The 20,112-nt window shown below is 62.7% G+C and carries 18 protein-coding genes; 10 read left to right on the forward strand and 8 right to left on the reverse strand.

Annotated elements, in window-relative coordinates; genetic code table 11:
• Positions 1 to 30: 30 nt before the first annotated feature.
• Positions 31 to 252, reverse strand: coding sequence for a YgdI/YgdR family lipoprotein (locus tag JYG36_RS09165; protein WP_010223359.1), 222 nt, complete (start codon positions 250 to 252; stop codon positions 31 to 33).
• A 197-nt stretch (positions 253 to 449) separates the two neighbouring features.
• Here JYG36_RS09165 and moaB point away from each other — a divergent pair, with 197 nt between their 5' ends.
• Together moaB and JYG36_RS09175 are read left to right on the forward strand one after the other, a co-directional pair.
• Complete coding sequence (gene moaB, locus JYG36_RS09170) at positions 450 to 989, forward strand: molybdenum cofactor biosynthesis protein B (RefSeq protein ID WP_045194944.1); 540 nt, start codon at positions 450 to 452, stop codon at positions 987 to 989.
• Between the two features lie 7 nt (positions 990 to 996).
• Positions 997 to 2,199, forward strand: a complete 1,203-nt coding sequence (locus JYG36_RS09175) for a molybdopterin molybdotransferase MoeA (RefSeq protein ID WP_213603644.1) — start codon at positions 997 to 999, stop codon at positions 2,197 to 2,199.
• On the opposite strand, the gene JYG36_RS09180 is transcribed toward JYG36_RS09175, so the two are convergent.
• Both JYG36_RS09180 and JYG36_RS09185 read right to left on the reverse strand, forming a co-directional pair.
• A complete protein-coding gene (locus tag JYG36_RS09180) occupies positions 2,188 to 3,435 on the reverse strand; it encodes a glycosyltransferase family 4 protein (RefSeq protein ID WP_045194940.1) in 1,248 nt (415 codons plus the stop codon). The genes JYG36_RS09175 and JYG36_RS09180 overlap by 12 nt on opposite strands.
• 64 nt (positions 3,436 to 3,499) lie before the next feature.
• Positions 3,500 to 4,954, reverse strand: a complete 1,455-nt coding sequence (locus tag JYG36_RS09185; RefSeq protein WP_213603646.1) for a mannose-1-phosphate guanylyltransferase/mannose-6-phosphate isomerase — start codon at positions 4,952 to 4,954, stop codon at positions 3,500 to 3,502.
• Positions 4,955 to 5,234: 280 nt separating this feature from the next.
• Here JYG36_RS09185 and yegS point away from each other — a divergent pair, with 280 nt between their 5' ends.
• Positions 5,235 to 6,134, forward strand: a complete 900-nt coding sequence (gene yegS, locus JYG36_RS09190; RefSeq protein ID WP_045194936.1) for a lipid kinase YegS — start codon at positions 5,235 to 5,237, stop codon at positions 6,132 to 6,134.
• Here the strand turns inward: yegS and JYG36_RS09195 are convergent.
• From JYG36_RS09195 to JYG36_RS09205, 3 genes are all read right to left on the reverse strand, one after another.
• Positions 6,118 to 6,777: a response regulator gene (locus JYG36_RS09195; protein WP_045194934.1), complete on the reverse strand. Its 660-nt coding sequence runs from the start codon at positions 6,775 to 6,777 to the stop codon at positions 6,118 to 6,120. The two genes, yegS and JYG36_RS09195, sit on opposite strands and share 17 nt — an antisense overlap.
• Positions 6,774 to 7,613 (reverse strand): sensor histidine kinase, encoded by an 840-nt coding sequence (locus JYG36_RS09200; protein WP_371128641.1) that lies wholly within the window; start codon positions 7,611 to 7,613, stop codon positions 6,774 to 6,776. Before JYG36_RS09200 ends, JYG36_RS09195 begins: the two co-directional genes overlap by 4 nt.
• Positions 7,614 to 8,101: 488 nt before the next feature.
• Positions 8,102 to 8,626 carry a histidine kinase gene (locus tag JYG36_RS09205; RefSeq protein WP_213603647.1) on the reverse strand — a complete coding sequence of 175 codons (525 nt, stop codon included), beginning with the start codon at positions 8,624 to 8,626 and terminating at the stop codon, positions 8,102 to 8,104.
• A 347-nt stretch (positions 8,627 to 8,973) separates the two neighbouring features.
• Between JYG36_RS09205 and JYG36_RS09210 the strand changes: the two genes are divergently transcribed.
• The gene (locus JYG36_RS09210) at positions 8,974 to 9,909 is read left to right on the forward strand and encodes a chemotaxis protein CheV (protein WP_038994319.1); all 936 of its coding nucleotides are present in this window, start codon (positions 8,974 to 8,976) and stop codon (positions 9,907 to 9,909) included.
• Positions 9,910 to 9,949: 40 nt separating this feature from the next.
• Positions 9,950 to 10,756, forward strand: a complete 807-nt coding sequence (locus tag JYG36_RS09215) for an MOSC domain-containing protein (RefSeq protein ID WP_082075398.1) — start codon at positions 9,950 to 9,952, stop codon at positions 10,754 to 10,756.
• Between the two features lie 58 nt (positions 10,757 to 10,814).
• Here JYG36_RS09215 and JYG36_RS09220 read toward each other — a convergent pair whose 3' ends face one another.
• Positions 10,815 to 12,743, reverse strand: a complete 1,929-nt coding sequence (locus tag JYG36_RS09220) for a transglycosylase SLT domain-containing protein (protein WP_093380758.1) — start codon at positions 12,741 to 12,743, stop codon at positions 10,815 to 10,817.
• Positions 12,744 to 12,964: 221 nt separating this feature from the next.
• Here JYG36_RS09220 and JYG36_RS09225 point away from each other — a divergent pair, with 221 nt between their 5' ends.
• Entirely contained in the window at positions 12,965 to 14,887 is a 1,923-nt protein-coding gene (locus JYG36_RS09225; protein ID WP_213603648.1) for an ATP-binding cassette domain-containing protein, read from the forward strand.
• 45 nt (positions 14,888 to 14,932) lie between these two features.
• Here the strand turns inward: JYG36_RS09225 and JYG36_RS09230 are convergent, their stop codons facing one another.
• Positions 14,933 to 15,376, reverse strand: a complete 444-nt coding sequence (locus JYG36_RS09230; protein ID WP_045194918.1) for a universal stress protein — start codon at positions 15,374 to 15,376, stop codon at positions 14,933 to 14,935.
• Positions 15,377 to 15,485: 109 nt separating this feature from the next.
• Here JYG36_RS09230 and JYG36_RS09235 point away from each other — a divergent pair, with 109 nt between their 5' ends.
• The 4 genes from JYG36_RS09235 (at position 15,486) to JYG36_RS09250 (ending at position 20,089) form a co-directional block, all read left to right on the forward strand.
• On the forward strand, positions 15,486 to 15,923 hold the full coding sequence (locus JYG36_RS09235; protein ID WP_045194916.1) for a hypothetical protein: 438 nt from the start codon (positions 15,486 to 15,488) through the stop codon (positions 15,921 to 15,923).
• A 480-nt stretch (positions 15,924 to 16,403) separates the two neighbouring features.
• Positions 16,404 to 18,551 (forward strand): fatty acid oxidation complex subunit alpha FadB, encoded by a 2,148-nt coding sequence (gene fadB / locus JYG36_RS09240; protein WP_213603649.1) that lies wholly within the window; start codon positions 16,404 to 16,406, stop codon positions 18,549 to 18,551.
• Positions 18,552 to 18,582: 31 nt separating this feature from the next.
• The gene (gene fadA, locus JYG36_RS09245; protein WP_045194913.1) at positions 18,583 to 19,758 is read left to right on the forward strand and encodes an acetyl-CoA C-acyltransferase FadA; all 1,176 of its coding nucleotides are present in this window, start codon (positions 18,583 to 18,585) and stop codon (positions 19,756 to 19,758) included.
• Between the two features lie 79 nt (positions 19,759 to 19,837).
• A complete protein-coding gene (locus tag JYG36_RS09250; RefSeq protein ID WP_045194911.1) occupies positions 19,838 to 20,089 on the forward strand; it encodes a DUF1653 domain-containing protein in 252 nt (83 codons plus the stop codon).
• Positions 20,090 to 20,112: the final 23 nt, after the last annotated feature.

Raw genomic sequence — 20,112 nt, forward strand, 5'->3', positions numbered from 1 at the left:
CAAGCCCCCAGAGGCGGCCTGTCGATCAGCTCACAGGTCCTTGACGGTACGGACCTGGTCCTTGTTGATGCGGGTGCGTTTGCCGTCCAGTTGTTCGAATTCGTAGAAGCCCGAGTCTTCGTCGTATTGCGGAGTATCGACCGCCTGGATTTCGCGGCCGTCGTTCAGGGTAATGACGGTCGGCGAAGCGCAGCCAGCCAGAGTGCCAAGACCCAGGGCGAGCAGGAAAGCGGGAAGAGTCCGTTGAATCATTGTGTTTCTCCAGTAAAGGATGGTGCGTAATGTTTCTTGAGACGCATGGCGCCTGCGCAAGTTCCATGCAGATTTCAGCATAGCGGCAATCTAGCATTATTGACCGGCAACAATGCCTGGGCCGCTGGCGGGCGCGAGGCAGGCAGGGCTGTGATATAACACCGCTCATTCGTTCCTATCAATGGATTCAAGGTCCCATGAAAGCCAAGGCAGATGTACCTTTCGTGCCGCTGAACATTGCCGTCCTGACGGTCAGCGATACCCGCACCCTGGAAACCGACACCTCCGGCCAGGTGTTCGTCGACCGCCTGAGCGAGGCCGGCCACGCTCTGGCGGCGCGGGTGCTGCTCAAGGACGATCTGTACAAGATTCGCGCCCAGGTCGCCACCTGGATCGCCGATGAGCAGGTGCAGGTGGTGCTGATCACCGGCGGTACCGGCTTTACCGGGCGCGATAGCACCCCGGAAGCCGTGGCCTGCCTGCTGGACAAGCAGGTCGATGGCTTTGGCGAGCTGTTCCGGCACATCTCCCTGGCCGATATCGGCACCTCCACCGTGCAGTCCCGGGCCCTGGCCGGGCTGGCCAACGGCACCCTGGTGTGCTGCCTGCCGGGCTCGACCAACGCCGTGCGCACCGGCTGGGACGGCATCCTTGCCGAGCAGCTCGACGCCCGTCATCGCCCGTGCAACTTCGTCACCCACCTCAAGCAGGCCGCGCCCTGCGAAAGCCGTGGTTGAGGCGCCCATGCACACTCAACTGATGCCGGTCGAAGACGCCCTGGCAAAACTGCTGGCGCTGGCCGAAGCCGCGCCTATCACCGCTACCGAGCAGGTCGCCCTGGCCGACGCCGAGGGCCGCGTGCTGGCACATGAGCTGGTCTCGAGCCTCGACCTGCCGCCCTGGCCCAACAGCGCCATGGACGGCTACGCGCTGCGCCTGGCCGACTGGACGGGCGAGCCCTTGACGGTCAGCCAGCGGGTATTCGCCGGGCATTCACCCGAGCCGTTGCAGCCGGGTACCTGTGCGCGGATCTTTACCGGGGCGCCGGTGCCGGTGGGGGCGGATTGCGTTGAGATGCAGGAAAACGCCGACGTCCTGGACGATCAGCGCGTGCGCTTTACCGAGGCGCTGCGCGTCGGTCAGAACATTCGCCCGCAAGGGCAGGAAACCCGCGCTGGCGAGGCGGTTTTGGCCGCGGGTACGCGCCTGGGGCCGATCGAGCTGGGCCTGGCGGCTTCCTTGGGGTGCGCCGAGCTGAGCGTCGTGCGGCGGGTCAAGGTCGCTGTGCTGTCGACCGGCGACGAACTGGTCGAGCCCGGCTTGCCCCTGGGGCCCGGGCAGATCTACAACAGCAACCGGCGGCTGCTCGGCAGCTGGCTGCAACGCCTGGGCTGTGAGGTGATCGACGCTGGCATTCTGGCCGATGACCTGGAGAAAACCCGCAAATGCCTGGCCGCCCTGCATGATGTCGACCTGATTCTTTCCACTGGCGGTGTTTCGGTGGGCGAGGCCGATTACCTGGGCATCGCCCTGCGTGAAGAGGGCGAACTGTCGCTGTGGAAGCTGGCAATCAAGCCGGGCAAGCCGCTGACCTTCGGTCATTACAAGGGCGTGCCGGTCATTGGCTTGCCGGGTAACCCGGCTTCGACCCTGGTGACCTTCGGCCTGCTGACCCGCCCCTACCTGTTGCGCCGCCAGGGCGTTACCGAGGTCACGCCGCTGCAGTTCGCGGTGCCGGCCGGGTTCGACTGGCCCAAGGCTGGCACTCGCCGCGAATACCTGCGCGGGCGACTGGAGCAGGGCAGCGCATTGATCTACAAGAACCAGAGTTCGGGGGTGCTGCGCAGCGCCGCCTGGGCCGAGGGCCTGGTCGAAGTCCGTGAGGGCCAGACCCCGGGCAAGGGCGATATCGTGCAGTTCATTCCCTTGAGCGAGCTACTTGGTTGAACGGCTGAGCAGGGTGTCGCCCACCAGGGTGGCACCGCTCGGCGCGCGCAGGCTGGGGCGCGCATGCACGCTTTCCAGCTGGGCAGCGGCGATGCTCCAGTCGTGGCGGCTGCAGACAAACTCCCGCGCCGCTTGCGACAGCTGGCGCAGGCGCCAGGGCTGATTGAGCAGTTGGTTAATCATCAACGCCAGCTGGTCGCCGTCGTCACTGGCCAGGTAGTGCTCGCCATGGGTCACCTGCAGGCCTGACACGCCCTTGGCCGTGGTTACCACCGGCAGCCCGGCGGCCATGGCTTCCAGTATCTTGATCTTCGAGCCGCCGCCATAACGTAGCGGCGCAAAGAAGATCGCCGAGTTGCGTTGCAGCTCGCGCAGGTCAGGCAGGTAGCCAATCCATTCGATTCGCGGGTCGCTCCAGCGCAGTTTCCAGCTGGGCGGCAAGGCGTGGCCAACCACGGCCAGGCGTACTGCGGGGTTGCTCAGCCAGACTTGCGGCAGAATGTCTTCCAGGGCCCATTCGATGGCTTCAAGGTTGGCGCCGTATTCGAAATTGCCGACGAACAGCAGGCGCTGGCTGCACAGCGACGGCTGGATATCCTGGTAATGCGCGCAATCCACGCCATTGATCACCACCGACACCGCAGCGCCGGTCGCCTGGCTGATGTGTTCGGCGTCGGTTGGGCTGACCGCTACCACTTCATGGGCCTGGCTGAGCACGCGGTTTTCCCAGCGCCGGTAACGCCAGCGATCAAAGGCATTGAACGGTCGCAGCCACAGTGGCAAGCGGTCGTGGCAAGCGGCGCCATTGACCGATTCGATGTTGTGCTCGCTGAGCACGAACGGCAGCCCGCGAGCCTGCAGGGCCTTTTCGAACGGCTGGAAGCTGTAGCTGTGCTCGATCTGGATGACATCCCAGGGCTCTTCCAGCAATTGCTCGAAGCAGTGGCGCAGGTGCGGCGCCAGGCCATTGATGCTGGCGCGCATCGGATAGCTGGGGTAGATCGCCGCCAGCAGGTTCAGGGGGCTGTGGAAGGGGCGCCTGGGTAGCACGATCAGGCGTTCGAGCAAAGGTTCCAAGGCCTGTCGGGCCGCGTCGCTGGGCGGGATTTTCGATTGCACCAGCAGGGTGATGCGGTGACCCCGCTGCGCCAGGCTGCGCAGCAGGTGGTATTGCCGTGTTTTACCGCCGCTGGTGGTGGGCCAGGGCAGGTAGGGTAGTGTCCAGAGTACGCGCATGACCCCTTTCCTCTGTGTTCAGGCGGGTAACGGCATGCAGATAAAAATGGACGCGCCGGGGGAATCAGCTTGCGGCTGGCTCCGGGGCGCGTCCATAGATATCAGTAAAGCGCACGATGTCATCCTCGCCCAGGTATTCGCCACTTTGTACTTCAATCATTACCAGATCGATCACCCCCGGGTTGGTCAGGCGGTGTACCCGGCCGGGTTTGATGAAGGTCGATTCGTTGGTATCGAGCAGAAATTCCTCTTCACCATTGGTCACACAGGCCATGCCGCTGACCACGATCCAGTGCTCGCTGCGGTGATGATGCATCTGCAGCGACAGCGAAGCCTCGGGGCGGACCATGATGCGCTTGATCTTGAACCGCGGGCCTTCCTCGAGCACCGTGTAGGTGCCCCACGGGCGGTTGACCGTGCGGTGCAGGCGGAACGCGTCGTGGCCCTGGCGCTTGAGCTGCTGGGCAATCACCTTGACCTCCTGGCTGCGCGCGGCATCGGCAATCAGCAGGGCATCGGGGGTATCGATGATGATCAGGTTGTCCAGGCCCACCGCGCCGACCAGGCGCCGTGGCGAGTCGATATAGCAATTGTGCACATCGTGCAGCACGGTTTCGCCGGTGCAGCGATTGCCCTGATGATCACCGGCCTTGAGCTCACGCACCGCCTCCCAGCTGCCGATATCGCTCCAGCCCAGCTGGCTGGGCAGTACCGCGACCTGTTGCGAGGTCTCCATCACGGCATAGTCGATGGAAATGTCTGGCACCAGGGCGAAGCTGTCCGGGTCCAGTTCCACCTGACACTCGCGGGCGCCTTCCTTGCACGGGCTCAGGGCCAGGCAGTGATTGACCGCCGCCAGCAGTTGCGGGGCGTGCTGTTCCAGCTCATGCAGGATGGCGTCGACACGCATGCAGAACATCCCGGCATTCCACAGGTGCTGGCCGCCATCGAGGTACTGCTGGGCGGTGTCGGCGTCGGGCTTTTCGACAAAGCGGGCAACCCTGAAGCCGTGGGCATCCAGGGCCTGGCCTTTTTCGATGTAGCCAAAACCAGTTTCAGCACGGGTCGGCAGCAGGCCGAAGGTGGTCAGCCAGCCCTGGGCAGCCAGCAAGCGGGCCTGGCTGACGGCCTGGTCGAAGGCGCTGAGGTCGTTGATCAGGTGATCGGCTGGCAGCACCAGCAATTGCGCATCCTCACCGTACAGCCGGGCGCAGTGCAGGGCGGCAGCGGCAATGGCGGCGGCGGTATTGCGGCCAAAGGGTTCGAGGATGTAGTCCAGGGCCAGGTTGGCCTTGTTCAGCTGGCGGAATTCGTCCTGGGTGCGGAAGAACACCTCGCGGTTGGTCACCGTCAGGATCCGTTCGACATCGGCCAGGCGGCTGGCGCGGGCGAAGGTCTTCTGCAGCAGGCTCTGGCCGTCGGGCAGGCGCATGAACGGCTTGGGCATGGTTTCGCGCGATACCGGCCACAGGCGGGTGCCGGCGCCGCCAGCGATGATGCAAGGGATCAGAACACTCATCTCACAGCCTCGAGTCAGGGGCACTGCCTGGGCAGTGCAGCAAAAGTAAACAGAGCAACCTGGCAGGCTTTTGCGCAATGAGTCAATAAAATGACTTTTACCACCGGCATCGTCCATGAAGGCCAAATATTTGTCGAATGATGCCCCTCGGCGACGAAGCTTTCAATGATATTTGTGTGAATGGCATGCGAAACTCTGCTGAAACGTTACCTGCAATGCAGTAAAGGGACGCCGGAAACGGTCGAGATACTCGACGCTCAATTCATCGGGGAACGCACACATGGCGCAGCAAAAGGCATTGATGATCCTGCATGGCAAGCAGGCCATGAACGAAGAGGTGCGTGCTGCGGTGACCGGCATGCGAGAGCGCGGCTGGCAGTTGGACGTGCGCCTGACCTGGGAGGGGGGCGACGCCCAGCGCCTGGTCGAAGAAGCGCTGGCCGCCGGCTACCCGCACTTGGTGGCTGCGGGTGGCGATGGCACCCTGCGCGATGTCGCCGAGGCCATGGTGCGTGCCGACGCTGACGCCAGCCTGGTGTTGCTGGCGCTGGGTACCGCCAACGATTTTGCCAAGGCTGCCGGCGTGCCGCTGGAGCCGGCGCAGGCGCTGATGCTGCTGGAAGTACCGGCCCGGGCCATTGACCTGGGCGAGGTGGGTGGGCAGGTATTCCTGAACATGGCCACCGGTGGCTTCGGCAGCCAGGTTACCGCCAATACCTCCGAAGACCTGAAAAAGGTATTGGGTGCGGCAGCCTACCTGTTCACCGGCCTGTCGCGCTTCAGCGAGCTGCGCGCGGCGTCGGTCGAACTGCACGGCCCGGATTTCCAGTGGCAGGGTGAGTTGCTGGCGCTGGGCATCGGCAACGGGCGGCAGGCCGGCGGCGGGCATGCGCTGTGCCCCCAGGCGCAGGTTGATGATGGCTTGCTCGACATCAGCATCCTGCCGGCACCCCAGGAAGTGGTCGGCACCTTGCGCGGCCTGCTCAGCGATGGCCTGGGGCTGGACAGCATGTTTGTCCGTGCGCGCTTGCCATGGGTCGAGATCAGAAGCTCGCAAGGCCTGGACATCAACCTCGATGGTGAGCCCCTGCAGGGCGACAACCTGCGTTTTGAAGTGCTGCCTGCGGCCTTGCGCGTGCACCTGCCGGTCGACTCGCCGCTGCTCAGTCGTCGAGGCTGATGATTTGCTCGCGCACGGCAAACAGCACCAGGCCGGCGACGTCGTAGATCTGCAGGCGTTTCATGATCTGCGAGCGGTGGGTTTCCACGGTCTTGATGCTCAAGCCCAGGCCCTGGGCGATTTCCCGGGTCGACTTGCCGCGTACGATCAGGCGCAGGATTTCCAGTTGGCGGGCGGTGAGGTTGTGCTTTTCCGCTGTCTCCGGCTTGCCCGACTGGGCGCGCAGCAGGGCCTGGTTGATTACCGTGTGGGCAATCGCCGGGCTCAGGTAGCGCTCGTTGCCGCGCAGTGCTGCCAGTGCCTGCTCAAGCTCGGTGGCGGTGGTGTCTTTGAGCAGGTAGCCATGGGCGCCGCTTTCCAGGGCCTGCATGATCAGCTCCGGGTCGGTGTGCATGGAGAGGATCAGTACCTTGCTGCGACAGCCCAGGGCGCGCAGGCGGGTCAGGGCATCCAGGCCACTGGTGCAGCGCATGGAGATATCCAGCAGGACAATGTCCGGGTCCAGTTGCATGACCAGTTCCGGCACCTGGCTGCCGTCGTTGGCTTCGCCGATCACGGCATAGCCGGGAATGTCGGACACCAGCGCGCGCACACCTGCGCGAATCAGTGAATGGTCATCGACCAACAGCAATGTACAGGTCATGGGACGTTACTTGTCTTGGCGCGTTCGAGGGTGCGCGCAGGCCAGGGGAACAGGGCGTCGATCTGGGTGCCCAGGCCGGGCTGGCTGTTGACCGACAGTGTGCCATTGAGCAGGCCGACGCGCTCGAGCATTCCGGCCATGCCGCGCTGGCCTTCATCGGCTGGGCTGCTGGCGGGCGAAAAGCCCAGGCCGTCATCGCTGATCGACAACGCCAGGCCTTCGGGCTGGCGCTGAATGCGCACCACCAGGTTCTTTGCCTTGGCGTGACGCAGGATGTTGGTCACCGCCTCTTGGGTAATGCGAAAGGCGGCGATGGCCATATCTTCCGGGAGGCCGCCCAGGCGCTGGCGGCATTCCAGGCTCCAGTGCACCTCGGTGTTTTCCAGGGCGCGCAGCAGGTGCGCGCGCAGGCTGGCTTCCAGGCCCAGGCTGGACAGTTGTCTTGGGTTGAGGATGGCCGAAACATCGCGCACGCTGGCCAGGGTGTCGTCCAGGGTGCTGCGCAAGGTTTTGCAGTGCTCCTGCAGCTCGCTCGGGGCGCGGCGCGCGAGCCAGTCGGCCTGGAGTTTGGCGGCGGTCAGCAACTGGCCGATATCGTCGTGCAGTTCGCGGCTCAGGCGCTGGCGTTCGCTTTCCTGCACTTTGAGCAGGCGGTCGGCCAGTTCCGCCGGGCGCAGGGCAATCGAGCGCGCCCACTGGCGCAGTTGCCAGGCAATGCTCGACAGGGCAACCAGTTGCAGGGCCAGGGCGATGCCTGGCAGCGGTTGCTCAAGCAGGTACAAGGCCAGGTTGACGGCAACCGAAGCCAGGCACAGCAGGGCGGTTGCCCAGCGCAACAGAGAGGCTCCGGGGTGCCAGCGCTTGAGTGTCTTGAGGCTTGAGAACATAGAAATTGAAGCCACTGAAATATCGCTGTTGAAAGCCTTGCAAAGGTCGAACTAGAGGCGTTTGTCGAATTGCCTTCAATAACGTTTAAATGCCGGCGCCGGGGTAACCGCGATGAAAGTCTGCACGCGGTGTCTGGGGAGATCCGGGTAAGGTGCATGTGTCCATCAGCGCGCATGGTATCACTTCAAATACAATTGGTCGCGAACTCTGATAACTGACTGAATAGCCAGATTTTACGGGCTGGTACGACGGTTCCGATTGTCTTCGAATCTAGCATTTTGCCATCAGTTTGCGGGGCTGGGATTTTGCCCGAAATCAATTAAACGAAATGTTTGTTGCAGATAATTAGAGAGACCTGGAAATACACTAAGTTGGGTCTTAGTGTGCACTCGTCACAGGCTTGGTTAATCTCGCCGGGGCAGTATTGTTATGTCCCTTAGTTGCCCCTGGTTGGCGAAGAAAGTGCAGTGGCGTTCGCGCTGGTGGGCGCAGCCATTGAAGGGGCGGGGTGTTCGCAAGTGTGCCGGGTTTCGATGCAAGAGTCGCAGGCCAGAGCCTCCTGCGGGCTCAGAGCGGTGGCCAGGGTGTCGAGCAACTGCACCTGTTCCTCGGTATCCAGGCTCAGGCGGCCGGTGTGCGGATCGATCAACTCCAGCTGCCAGGCCAGCAGGGTCAGGCAGCTTTCCAGGGCTTGCAGGGCTTCACCTTGCAATGCCGGTTGCGCCTGTGCGGGTTCCAGCAGTGCCTGCAGATGTTGGCTGTAGCTTGCGACCTCGACCAGGCCAAGGGCCTGTGCGCGTTCTACCAGGGTGGCCAGGGTATCGTTGAGGCAGTAACAGGCATCCGGATCGTTGTCGATCAGTTGCAGGTGCAGCAGGCATTCCTCTGCCTTGGTCAGCAGCACCTGGGCGTCGATCAGGAAATCCTGCAGGGCGCTGTTGTGCAGTGCGTCGTTAGCCATCATTTGGCTCCAGCGCGTAAGGCTGGAGCAGGGGCTGGCCACCATGAGGCGATCGCTGACAAAAGCCTGACTCCGTTCATGCAATGAGAATGGCGTCACATTAATGGCTAATGGATATTGCGAACATCAGGTCTCACCCGATTGTCACTAGGGGATTCCCTGATGCGGTGTTTTCGATACGACCCTTTGCGGGTGTTTGCGACAGCGGAGAGGTGAGCGCAGTAAAGCATGATGGTAAAATGACATCAATGGGCTGCGGAGCATTTTCTTCACAGGGTCAAGCTCTGCGGCAAACGGCCGATACAGGGCCATTGGGATCATTTTCGACACACCTTGGGGGCTCTTCGATGGCTGGCATTCTCGACACGGTAGACCAAAGAACGCAGCTGGTGGGCGAGAACCGCCTGGAAATCCTGATGTTCCGCCTGGCTGGCCGGCAACTGTTCGCGATCAACGTGTTCAAGGTCCAGGAAGTGCTGCAGATGCCCAAGCTGACCCTGATGCCGCAGCGCCATGCGTACGTCTGCGGCGTGGTCAACCTGCGCGGCCAGACCCTGCCGGTGATCGACCTGTCCCAGGCCATCGGCATGCGCCCGCTGGAGCCAGGCCCGGGCAGCACCATCATCGTCACCGAATACAACCGCTCGGTGCAGGCCTTCCTGGTCGGCGGCGTCGACCGTATCGTCAACATGAACTGGGAAGCCATCATGCCGCCGCCGACCAGCGCCGGTCGCCAGCACTACCTGACGGCGATCAGCAAGGTCGACGAGCAACTGGTGGAAATCATCGACGTCGAGAAGGTTCTGGCGGAAATCGTCCCGTACAGCGCCAAGGTCTCGCGCGACAAACTCGAAGACCCGGTGCTGGCCCGTGCCCGCGGCCGCGAAGTACTGCTGGTCGACGACTCTACCGTGGCCCTGGCGCAGTTGCGCGACACCTTGTCGCAACTGGGAGTGAAAATGCATGTGGCCAGCGATGGCCTCAAGGCGCTGCGCATGCTCAAGGGCTGGGCCGATGCCGGCGAGGATGTCTGCGAGAAGCTGCTGATGGTCTTCACCGATGCCGAAATGCCGGAAATGGACGGCTACCGCCTGACCACTGAAATCCGCAACGACCCGCGCCTGCGTTCGTTGTACGTGGTGCTGCACACGTCGCTGTCGGGCAGCTTCAACGAATCGATGGTGAAGAAGGTCGGCTGCGACAACTTCCTTTCCAAGTTCCAGCCCGACAAGCTGGTCGATGTCGTGCGCCAGCGGCTGATGCTGGATGAAGCCACGGCCTGAGTCGGTATAAGCTAGGGCTTTAACCGACACAAGGCAGGTCATGATGCGCCTCAGTGCGTTGTACCGATACCCGCTCAAATCAGCGCGCGGTGAGGCGCTGCAGACTTCCTCGCTGGACCTTCTGGGGTTGAGCGGGGACCGCCGCTGGCTGCTCGTGGAGCGCGCCAACGGGCGCTTCCTGACCCAGCGCATGTACCCGCAGATGACCCAGCTGGCCGCGCTGCACAACGCCGATGGCAGCCTCACCCTTGAGGCGCCGGGCCATCCCACGCTGCATGTGGCCGTACCCGAGCCCGAAAACGACCTGCGCGGTATCACTATCTGGCGCGACACCTTTCGCGTACCCGATGCCGGCGATGCGGCCGCGCAGTGGCTTAGTGCATTTATCGGCAAGGACGTGCGCCTGGTTTACGTGCCCGATCAACGTGCACGCTTCCTGCCCAGTGGGTATGGCCTGAACAGCGACCGTGTGGCGTTCGCCGATGGTTTTCCCTTGCTGCTGATTGGCCAGGCATCGCTGGATGACCTGGTAGCGAAGGTCGGGCGGCCGCTGCAGATGCTGCGCTTTCGTCCCAACCTGGTGGTGGAGGGCAGTGCTGCCTTTGCCGAGGATGGCTGGAAGCGCATCCGTATCGGCGAGGTCGAGTTCCGGGTGCTCAAGCCCTGCGAGCGCTGCATCATGACCACCATCGACCCGCAGACCGGCGAACGCAGTCCGGACCGTGAACCACTGGCGACTTTGCAAACCTACCGGCAGAAGGAAGGCGATGTGCTGTTTGGCCAGAACCTGGTGGCCGATGGGGTAGGAAGGCTTGAGGTGGGGATGGCAGTGACGGTGCTGGAGTAGTTCGGCTGTGGACTTCTATCGCGGGGCAAGTCGAGGCGTCGCCCCGCGATGGCATCAATCACTGATCGTCAAAGTACCGCTCATGCCAGTCCACCAGCGGCTGCGGCGAATTGAGCTTTTGCCCGTAGATCACCGAATACGACAGCACGTTCTGCACGTACTGGCGTGTCTCGTCGAACGGGATCGACTCGACCCAAACGTCAAAGCTCAGGTGGTCGGCTCCCCTTAGCCACTGGCGTACCCGGCCTGGCCCGGCGTTGTAGGCGGCCGAGGCGAGCACGCGGTTGCCGTTGAACTGGCTGTGCACCTGGCTCAGGTAGGCAGCGCCCAGCTGGATGTTCTTGTCCGGGTTGAACACCTGCGCCGGCGAGGCCAGCGGGATGCTGAACTTGCGCGCGGTCTCTTTGGCGGTGGCCGGCATCAGTTGCATCAGGCCACTGGCGCCAACGCTTGAGCGGGCATCGTCCATGAACGCGCTTTCCTGGCGGGTGATGGCAAACACCCAGCTCGAATGCAGGCCGCGCACCTTGGCCTCGCGCACCAGGGTGTCGCGGTGGGCCATCGGGAAGCGGATGTCCAGGTCGTCCCAGTACTTGGCCTGGCTGATGGTGCGAATGGCCGGGAAGTACCAGCGCATGTCATAGGCCAGCTTGGCCTGGGCGACCATCTCGTCACGGTTGAAGTGCCGGCTGACGTGATACCACTCGCGGCGACCGTCGACGATCTGCCCGCGGGCGTGGAACTCCAGTGCACGTTTGACCCCAGGGGTGTTGCGAACCTTGTTGATGAGCTGCTGGCTGAGTACCAGCGGCTTGTTGTTCAACTGGTAGGGGGTTTGCGCGCGGTCGGCGGCGAGGAAGCCGTAGAAGTCGCGCTCACGGGCCACGGTTTTGTACAGCAGCGGGATCTGCGGGTTCTTCGGCTGCGCCAGCTCCAGGCTGCGCGCCTGCCAGTAGCGCCAGCGGTTGCTGCTGGCCAGGTCCTGGGGCAGGCGCTTGGTCAGCTCGTAGGCATCTTCCCAGCGGCCCAGGCGCAGCAGCAGGCGCAGGCGCCATTCGGTGACGGTGTTGTCACGCAGCTCAGGGTCGTAGCGGGTCATCAGATCCAGCGCCCGCGGGTCGTAGCGGCGCGCCAGGGTCAGGCCGATTTCGCGGGCGATGGCGACCTTTTCGTCGCGGGAGAAATGCATGCGGTTGGCGTAGTCATCGAGCAGGCTCATGGCCCGCTCCGGGTCCTGGCGGGCCAAGCGGCGCAGGCCGAGGCTGACCACGTCGGACATCGCCTCGTTGACCGGAGTGAAGCGCCCAGGCTGGTTGAGCAACTCGGGCTTTTGCGCCACGTCGATCAGCAGGCGGCCCTGCGGCGCCAGGGTGTTGAGGCTCTTGACCAGGGTGTTGGCTAGCGCATAGTTGCGGGTTTGGGCCGCCAGCTTGGCGCGCTCCCAGCGTTTTTGCTCGGTCAACTGGCCTTCGGCGGCCCAGCGTTCGAACAGGGCATCGCAGGCAGCCGGTTGCGACTTGCCGACCAGCCAGAGTTTCTCGGCGCTGGCGAAGCCTTCGGCGCGCAGGCCGTGGCTGAGCTGGTACTGGCCGTTGAGGCAGTCCAGCTCGGTGAAATTGAGCTTTGGATCGTAGTACTTGGTGAAGGTCGCCCAGTCGCCGCGCTCGGCCAGCCAGCGCAACCAGCGCAGCTTCATCCAGTTAGCCTGGGGCAGGTCGCCGTGGGCGGCGAGGAATTTCTCGATTTCGTCGTTGCTGGCAGTTTTAAGCCGGGCGGTGAGTTCGTCGTAGGCCAGGTAAGGCGTCAACGGATAATCGCGCAGGGCATCGGCGTAACGCAGGTACGGGCCCTTGTCGCCCTTGGCCAGGGCGCGTTTGGCTTCATCGTAGTATTGACGTTGCTGGGTGATGTCGGTGGCCTGGGCGACACCCACTGCCGAGGCAGTGAGAAGCAGGCTGGATACGAGGCAGAACAGGCGGCTGCGCATGAGACTTCCGGGCAGTTTGACCATGAAAAGTGACGGCGAAGCCAGCACTGTTGGAGTTGCATTGCCTTAGCTTAGCCGGTTGCAACAGGCGGATGAAAGCATTGTGCTTGTATCTGGTTGTAAAGAAGCGGCCCGTCGTCGGAAGGTACAGTAGGACGCGCTGCTTAATGTGAAGCCGGCCCAAGTCGGGTAGAATGCGCGCCCGGTTTTTGGAGAAGATCATGACCCTGCTCAAATTAAGCGATGTGTCCCTTGCGTTCGGCGCCACGCCGTTGTTGGACAAGGTGTCCTGGCAGATCGCCCGTGGTGAGCGGGTGTGCATCATCGGCCGCAACGGCACTGGCAAGTCGAGCATGCTGCGCCTGGTCAAGGGCGATCAGAAGCCTGATGAAGGCGACGTCTGGCGTGCCCCGGGCCTGAAGATCGGCGAGCTGCCGCAAGAGTTGCCGGTGGCTGACGGCCGTACCGTGTTCGACGTGGTAGCCGAAGGTCTCGATGGCGTCGGCGCCTTGCTGGCCGAATACCACCACCTGAGCCAGAACATCCATAGCGATGCCGACCTGGAAAAGCTCATGCATGTCCAGCACGACCTTGAGTCGCGCGATGGCTGGCGCCTGCAGCAACTGGTTGACAGCACCCTGAGCCGCCTGCAATTGCCGGCCGACAAGACCCTGGCCGAGCTCTCCGGTGGCTGGCGCCGCCGCGTGCTGCTGGCCCAGGCGCTGGTGTCCGAGCCTGACCTGCTGCTGCTCGACGAACCGACCAACCACCTGGACATCGGCGCCATTGCCTGGCTTGAAGATGCCCTCAGTGGTTTCGGCGGCGCCGTGCTGTTCATCACCCACGACCGTTCCTTCCTGCAGAACCTGGCCACGCGCATCCTCGAGCTGGACCGCGGCGGCCTGATCGACTGGAACGGCGACTACGCAAGCTTCCTGGTGCACAAGGAGGCGGCGCTGGCGGCCGAAGAAACCGCCAACGCCCTGTTCGACAAGAAGCTGGCCCAGGAAGAAGTGTGGATCCGCCAGGGCATCAAGGCCCGGCGTACCCGCAACGAAGGTCGCGTACGCGCCCTCAAGGCCCTGCGTGTTGAGCGCAGCGAACGCCGCGAGCGCCAGGGCAAGGCCAACATCATGCTTGATGTCGCGGAGAAATCCGGCAAGCAGGTGATGGTCCTGGAAAATGTCAGCTTCAGCCACCCCAACGGCCCGCAGCTGGTCAAGGACTTCTCCATGGTCCTGCAGCGCGAAGACCGCATCGGCCTGCTCGGCGCCAACGGCACCGGCAAGACTACGCTGCTCAAGCTGATGCTCGGCGATCTTGAGCCCACCAGCGGCAAGGTCGAGTCCGGCACCCGTCTGGAAGTGGCCTATTTCGACCAGCTGCGCCATCAGCTGGACCTGGAAAAGACCGTGATCGACAACCTCGCCGAAGGTCGCGATTTCATCGACATCGACGGCCAGAGCCGTCACGTGCTGAGCTACCTGGGCGACTTCCTGTTCAGCCCGCAGCGTGCCCGCACGCCGGTCAAGGCCTTGTCCGGTGGTGAGCGTGCGCGCCTGCTGCTGGCCAAACTGTTCAGCAAGCCGGCCAACCTGCTGGTGCTCGACGAACCGACCAACGACCTCGACGTCGAGACCCTCGAGCTGCTCGAAGAAGTGCTGTCGGCGTTCAAGGGCACCGTGCTGATGGTCAGCCACGACCGGGCCTTCCTCGATAACGTGGTCACCAGCACCCTGGTGTTCGAAGGCGAGGGCAAGGTGCGCGAATACGTCGGTGGCTACCAGGACTGGATCCGCCAGGGCGGTTCGCCGAAGCTGCTCGGCGTCACCGAAAGCAAGTCGGGCAAGTCCGAGCTCAACACGGCAGTGGTCGAGGCCGTGGCACCTGCGTCGGTAGCAGCACCAGCAGCGGTTGACGCGCCGAAGAAAAAGCTCAGCTACAAGCTGCAGCGCGAGCTCGAAGCCCTGCCGGGCCAGATCGACGCACTGGAGCAGAAGATGGCTGCGGTGCAGGAAGAAATTGCTGCCCCGGCCTTCTACCAGCGCCCGATCGAGCAGACCAGCGCCGTACTGGCAAGCCTGGAGAAGATGCAGGGCGAACTGGACGTGCTGGTCGAGCGCTGGGCTGAGCTCGACAGCTGAGGGGCAGGGCCCGGCGCTTGAAAGTGCGCCGGGTCCGCCAGAGGTTTACTCGGCTTTTTTCTGCAGGCGTACCGCCAGCACATCGCACGGTGCGCCATGCAGCACGTCATTGGCGGTCGAGCCCAGCAGCAGGGCCAGGCCGTGGCGGCCATGGCTGCCGACCACGATCAGGTCGCATTTCTGCTCCTTGGCCAACTGGTGGATTTCCTGGCGCGGCTGGCCGTAGGTCAGGTGCGAATCGCCGCGGTTGATGTCGGGGTACTTGTTGTACAGGCGCTCCATGCGCTCCTTGGCCTGGTCGAACTGCTGCTGTTGCAGCTGCGACAGGTCCATCGGCACGTCGCCGCCAAAGGCCATGGCCATGGGTTCGACGATATGCACCAGGGAAACCTTGGCGCGGGTAGGTTCAGCCAGCTTCATGGCGCGCTTGATGACCGGGTCGCATTCTTCGGTCAGGTCGACGGCAACCAGTATGTGTTCGTAGGGCATGAGAAGCTCTCCTGACAGTCGCGATAGTTAAAGTATGGTCGGTTTCAGGCTGATCGCTTCGAACCACGGCTAACCAGCTCATTTGCAAAGCTTTATGGGAACAACAGATATGACGGTCTGGGTAGTGGTGTCAATCCTTGCGCTGATTCTCAGCCCTTTGGCCTGGTTGCGTCCTTCACGCAAGCAGAGCGGCCAGATGGCCTTGCGCATGGAAGCCCGGCGCATGGGCCTGGCCATGCAACTGGCGCCCCAGGAGTGGCCGCACTGGCTGCCCAAAGAGCCGCCAAGCCCCTGTGCCCAGTACCTGCGACCGCGGCGCCCGGGCCGTAGCGACAGCTGGAGCTATTGGCAGACCACTCCTGGGGTATGGCTCAACCAGTGGCGCGAGCCGTGCACCGATGCTGTGCATGCCGGTCAATTGGCACGCTTGCCAGAAAGCGTCTACAAGGTCGAGGCGGGTCCGCAGATGGTTGCCCTGTACTGGGGAGAGCGCGGTGAAACGGCTGTATTGCAGGATATTGCCGAGGTCCTCAAGGCGCTGGCCTGATCATCATCAATAAAAAGCCCGATTCACAGATCGGGCGGACAGGCCAGGCAGGCCGGCTTAAGGTTCAATCTCTCCCAGTGTAGCCATCTCGCGGCTATCTGCTGCAAATTCCAACTTTTTCCGTGTTGATCAATAGTAACGGCGTGTAAGCCGTTGAACACTATCGCGCCAGTGAATGGCTCAGCATCACCGCCACGGCGGTTTATCCGCGCTCAGCAGAAAATGACCGGAAAGTCGCGTTTTGCCGCTGCTTTTGGGTATTTGACAACGGCGATCTTTTCGTTGAATGTGTGCATACCCAAATCAAACGGGCGTATGAATTGAGCGTTTGTATTGTCAGACGGCTCTTACAGAATCCCGACTATCGCGCTGGCGGGTGTGCCTGGCGCAAGGGTTCGGCAACAACGGCCATTGGCCGGCCGGGCCTTTCACCAGCGATCGGCGTGTACAGTTCAGCTTCCATATCGTGGAGATCAGTTGATGATTTACGAAGGTAAAGCCATCACGGTTAAGGCTCTTGAAAGCGGCATCGTCGAACTGAAGTTCGACCTCAAGGGTGAGTCCGTCAACAAGTTCAACCGTCTTACCCTGAACGAATTGCGTCAGGCCGTAGACACCATCAAAGCCGACGCATCGATCAAGGGCGTGATTGTCAGCAGTGGCAAGGACGTGTTCATCGTCGGCGCGGACATCACCGAGTTTGTCGACAACTTCAAGCTGCCCGAGGCCGAACTGGTCGCCGGCAACCTGGAAGCCAACCGGATTTTCAGCGATTTCGAAGACCTGGCCGTGCCGACCGTTGCCGCGATCAATGGCATCGCCCTGGGCGGCGGCCTGGAAATGTGCCTGGCGGCGGACTACCGCGTCATGGCCAGCAGCGCCAAGATCGGCCTGCCGGAAGTCAAACTGGGCATCTACCCGGGCTTCGGCGGTACCGTGCGCCTGCCGCGCATCATCGGTGCCGACAACGCCATCGAGTGGATTGCCGCCGGCAAGGAAAACCGTGCTGAAGACGCGCTGAAGGTCGGCGCCGTCGATGCTGTGGTGGTTCCCGAGCTGCTGCAGGCTGCGGCCCTGGACCTGATCAAGCGCGCCATCAGCGGCGAGCTCGACCACAAGGCCAAGCGCCAGCCGAAACTGGAAAAACTCAAGCTCAACGCCATCGAGCAGATGATGTCGTTCGAAACCGCCAAGGGTTTCGTCGCCGGTCAAGCTGGCCCGAACTATCCGGCGCCGGTCGAAGCGATCAAGAGCATCCAGAAGGCCGCCAACTTCGGTCGTGACAAGGCCCTGGAAGTCGAAGCCGCAGGTTTCGTCAAACTGGCCAAGACCTCGGTCGCCGAGAGCCTGATCGGCCTGTTCCTCAACGACCAGGAGCTCAAGCGCAAAGCCAAGGCCCACGACGAAATCGCTCACGACGTGAAGCAGGCCGCCGTACTCGGCGCCGGCATCATGGGCGGCGGCATCGCCTACCAGTCGGCGGTCAAGGGCACCCCGATCCTGATGAAGGACATCAACGAAGCCGCCATCCAGCTGGGCTTGAACGAAGCCTCCAAGCTGCTCGGCAAGCGCGTTGAAAAAGGCCGCCTGACCCCGGCGAAAATGGCCGAAGCGCTGAACGCGATTCGCCCGACCCTGTCCTACGGCGACTTCGGCAACGTCGACATCGTCGTCGAAGCCGTGGTCGAGAACCCCAAGGTCAAGCAGGCCGTACTGGCTGAAGTGGAAGGCCAGGTCAAGGAAGACGCGATCCTTGCGTCCAACACCTCGACCATCTCCATCAACCTGCTGGCCAAGGCCCTCAAGCGTCCGGAAAACTTCGTCGGCATGCACTTCTTCAACCCGGTGCACATGATGCCGCTGGTCGAAGTCATCCGTGGCGAGAAGTCCAGCGAAGTGGCCGTCGCCACCACCGTGGCCTACGCCAAGAAGATGGGCAAGAACCCGATCGTGGTCAACGACTGCCCGGGCTTCTTGGTCAACCGTGTACTGTTCCCGTACTTTGGCGGCTTCGCCAAGCTGGTCAGCGCCGGTGTCGACTTCGTGCGCATCGACAAGATCATGGAAAAATTCGGCTGGCCGATGGGCCCGGCCTACCTGATGGACGTGGTCGGCATCGACACCGGCCACCACGGCCGTGACGTCATGGCCGAGGGCTTCCCGGACCGCATGAAGGACGACCGTCGTTCGGCCGTCGATGTGCTCTACGAAGCCAAGCGCCTGGGTCAGAAGAACGGCAAGGGCTTCTACGCCTACGAGACCGACAAGCGCGGCAAGCCGAAGAAGGTCGCTGACGCGGCAGTCCTCGAAGTGCTCAAGCCGATCGTCTACGAGCAGCGTGAAGTCAGCGACGAAGACATCATCAACTGGATGATGATCCCGCTGTGCCTGGAAACCGTTCGCTGCCTGGAAGACGGCATCGTCGACACCGCGGCCGAGGCCGACATGGGCCTGGTCTACGGTATCGGTTTCCCTCCCTTCCGTGGCGGCGCGCTGCGTTACATCGACTCGATCGGTGTAGCCCAATTCGTTGCCCTGGCCGACAAATACGCCGATCTGGGTCCGCTGTATCACCCCACCGCGAAGCTGCGTGAAATGGCCAAGAACGGCCAGAGCTTCTTCGGTTAAGCGCCCAACGATATAGAGCGAGAGTGAATATATGAGCCTGAATCCAAGAGACGTGGTGATTGTCGACTTCGGTCGCACCCCGATGGGCCGCTCCAAGGGTGGCATGCATCGCAATACCCGCGCCGAAGACATGTCTGCGCACCTGATCAGCAAGGTGCTGGAGCGCAACACCAAGGTCGATCCGAGCGAAGTCGAAGACGTCATCTGGGGCTGCGTCAACCAGACCCTGGAGCAGGGCTGGAACATCGCCCGCATGGCCTCCCTGATGACCCAGATCCCGCACACAGCTGCCGGCCAGACCGTCAGCCGCCTGTGCGGCTCCTCGATGAGCGCGCTGCACACCGCCGCCCAGGCGATCATGACCGGCAACGGTGATGTCTTCGTCGTCGGTGGTGTCGAGCACATGGGCCACGTCAGCATGATGCACGGCGTCGACCCGAACCCGCACATGTCGCTGTACGCCGCCAAGGCCTCGGGCATGATGGGCCTGACCGCCGAAATGCTCGGCAAGATGCACGGCATCAGCCGTGAGCAGCAGGACCTGTTCGGCCTGCGTTCGCACCAGCTCGCCCACAAGGCGACGGTCGAAGGCAAGTTCAAGGATGAGATCATCCCGATGCAGGGTTACGACGAGAACGGCTTCCTCAAGGTCTTCGACTACGACGAAACCATTCGCCCGGACACCACCCTGGAAAGCCTGGCGGCCCTCAAGCCGGCTTTCAACCCCAAAGGTGGTACCGTGACTGCCGGTACTTCGTCGCAGATCACCGACGGTGCCTCGTGCATGATCGTCATGTCGGCCCAGCGTGCCCAGGACCTCGGTATCCAGCCTCTGGCGGTGATCCGTTCCATGGCCGTGGCCGGTGTCGACCCGGCAATCATGGGCTACGGTCCGGTTCCGGCAACCCAGAAAGCGCTCAAGCGCGCGGGCCTGTCGATCGCCGATATCGACTTCTTCGAGCTCAACGAAGCCTTCGCCGCACAGGCCCTGCCAGTGCTGAAGGATCTGAAAGTGCTCGACAAGATGGATGAGAAGGTTAACCTGCACGGCGGCGCCATCGCCCTGGGCCATCCTTTCGGTTGCTCCGGTGCGCGGATTTCCGGCACTCTGCTCAACGTCATGAAGCAGAATGGCGGGACCTTCGGCGTTTCGACCATGTGCGTCGGCCTGGGCCAAGGCATCACCACCGTCTTCGAACGCGTTTAACGCTTCGCTGGACGGAAACCGGGGCCTGGTGCCCCGGTTTTTGTTTTTGCAGCAAATTTTTTTCAAGAGGGTGAGCAACATGCAGATACAACCAGGCGTATACCGGCATTACAAGGGGCCTGAGTATCGTGTGTTCGGCACCGCGCGCCATTCCGAAACCGAGGAGTGGGTGGTGTTCTACCAAGCCCTGTACGGCGAATTCGGCCTGTGGGTGCGACCGCTTTCGATGTTTCTGGAGTCGGTCGAGGTTGACGGCGAGCAAGTGCCGCGCTTTGCTTTGGTCAAGGCTGAAACCGAGCTGTTTTCCCGCTCCGATGCCGAGGGTGGCTAAAGCCCCGCGCTTGACCTCACTCT

Origin of the sequence: Pseudomonas sp. SORT22 (genome assembly GCF_018417635.1) — a bacterium.
Lineage (GTDB): Bacteria > Pseudomonadota > Gammaproteobacteria > Pseudomonadales > Pseudomonadaceae > Aquipseudomonas.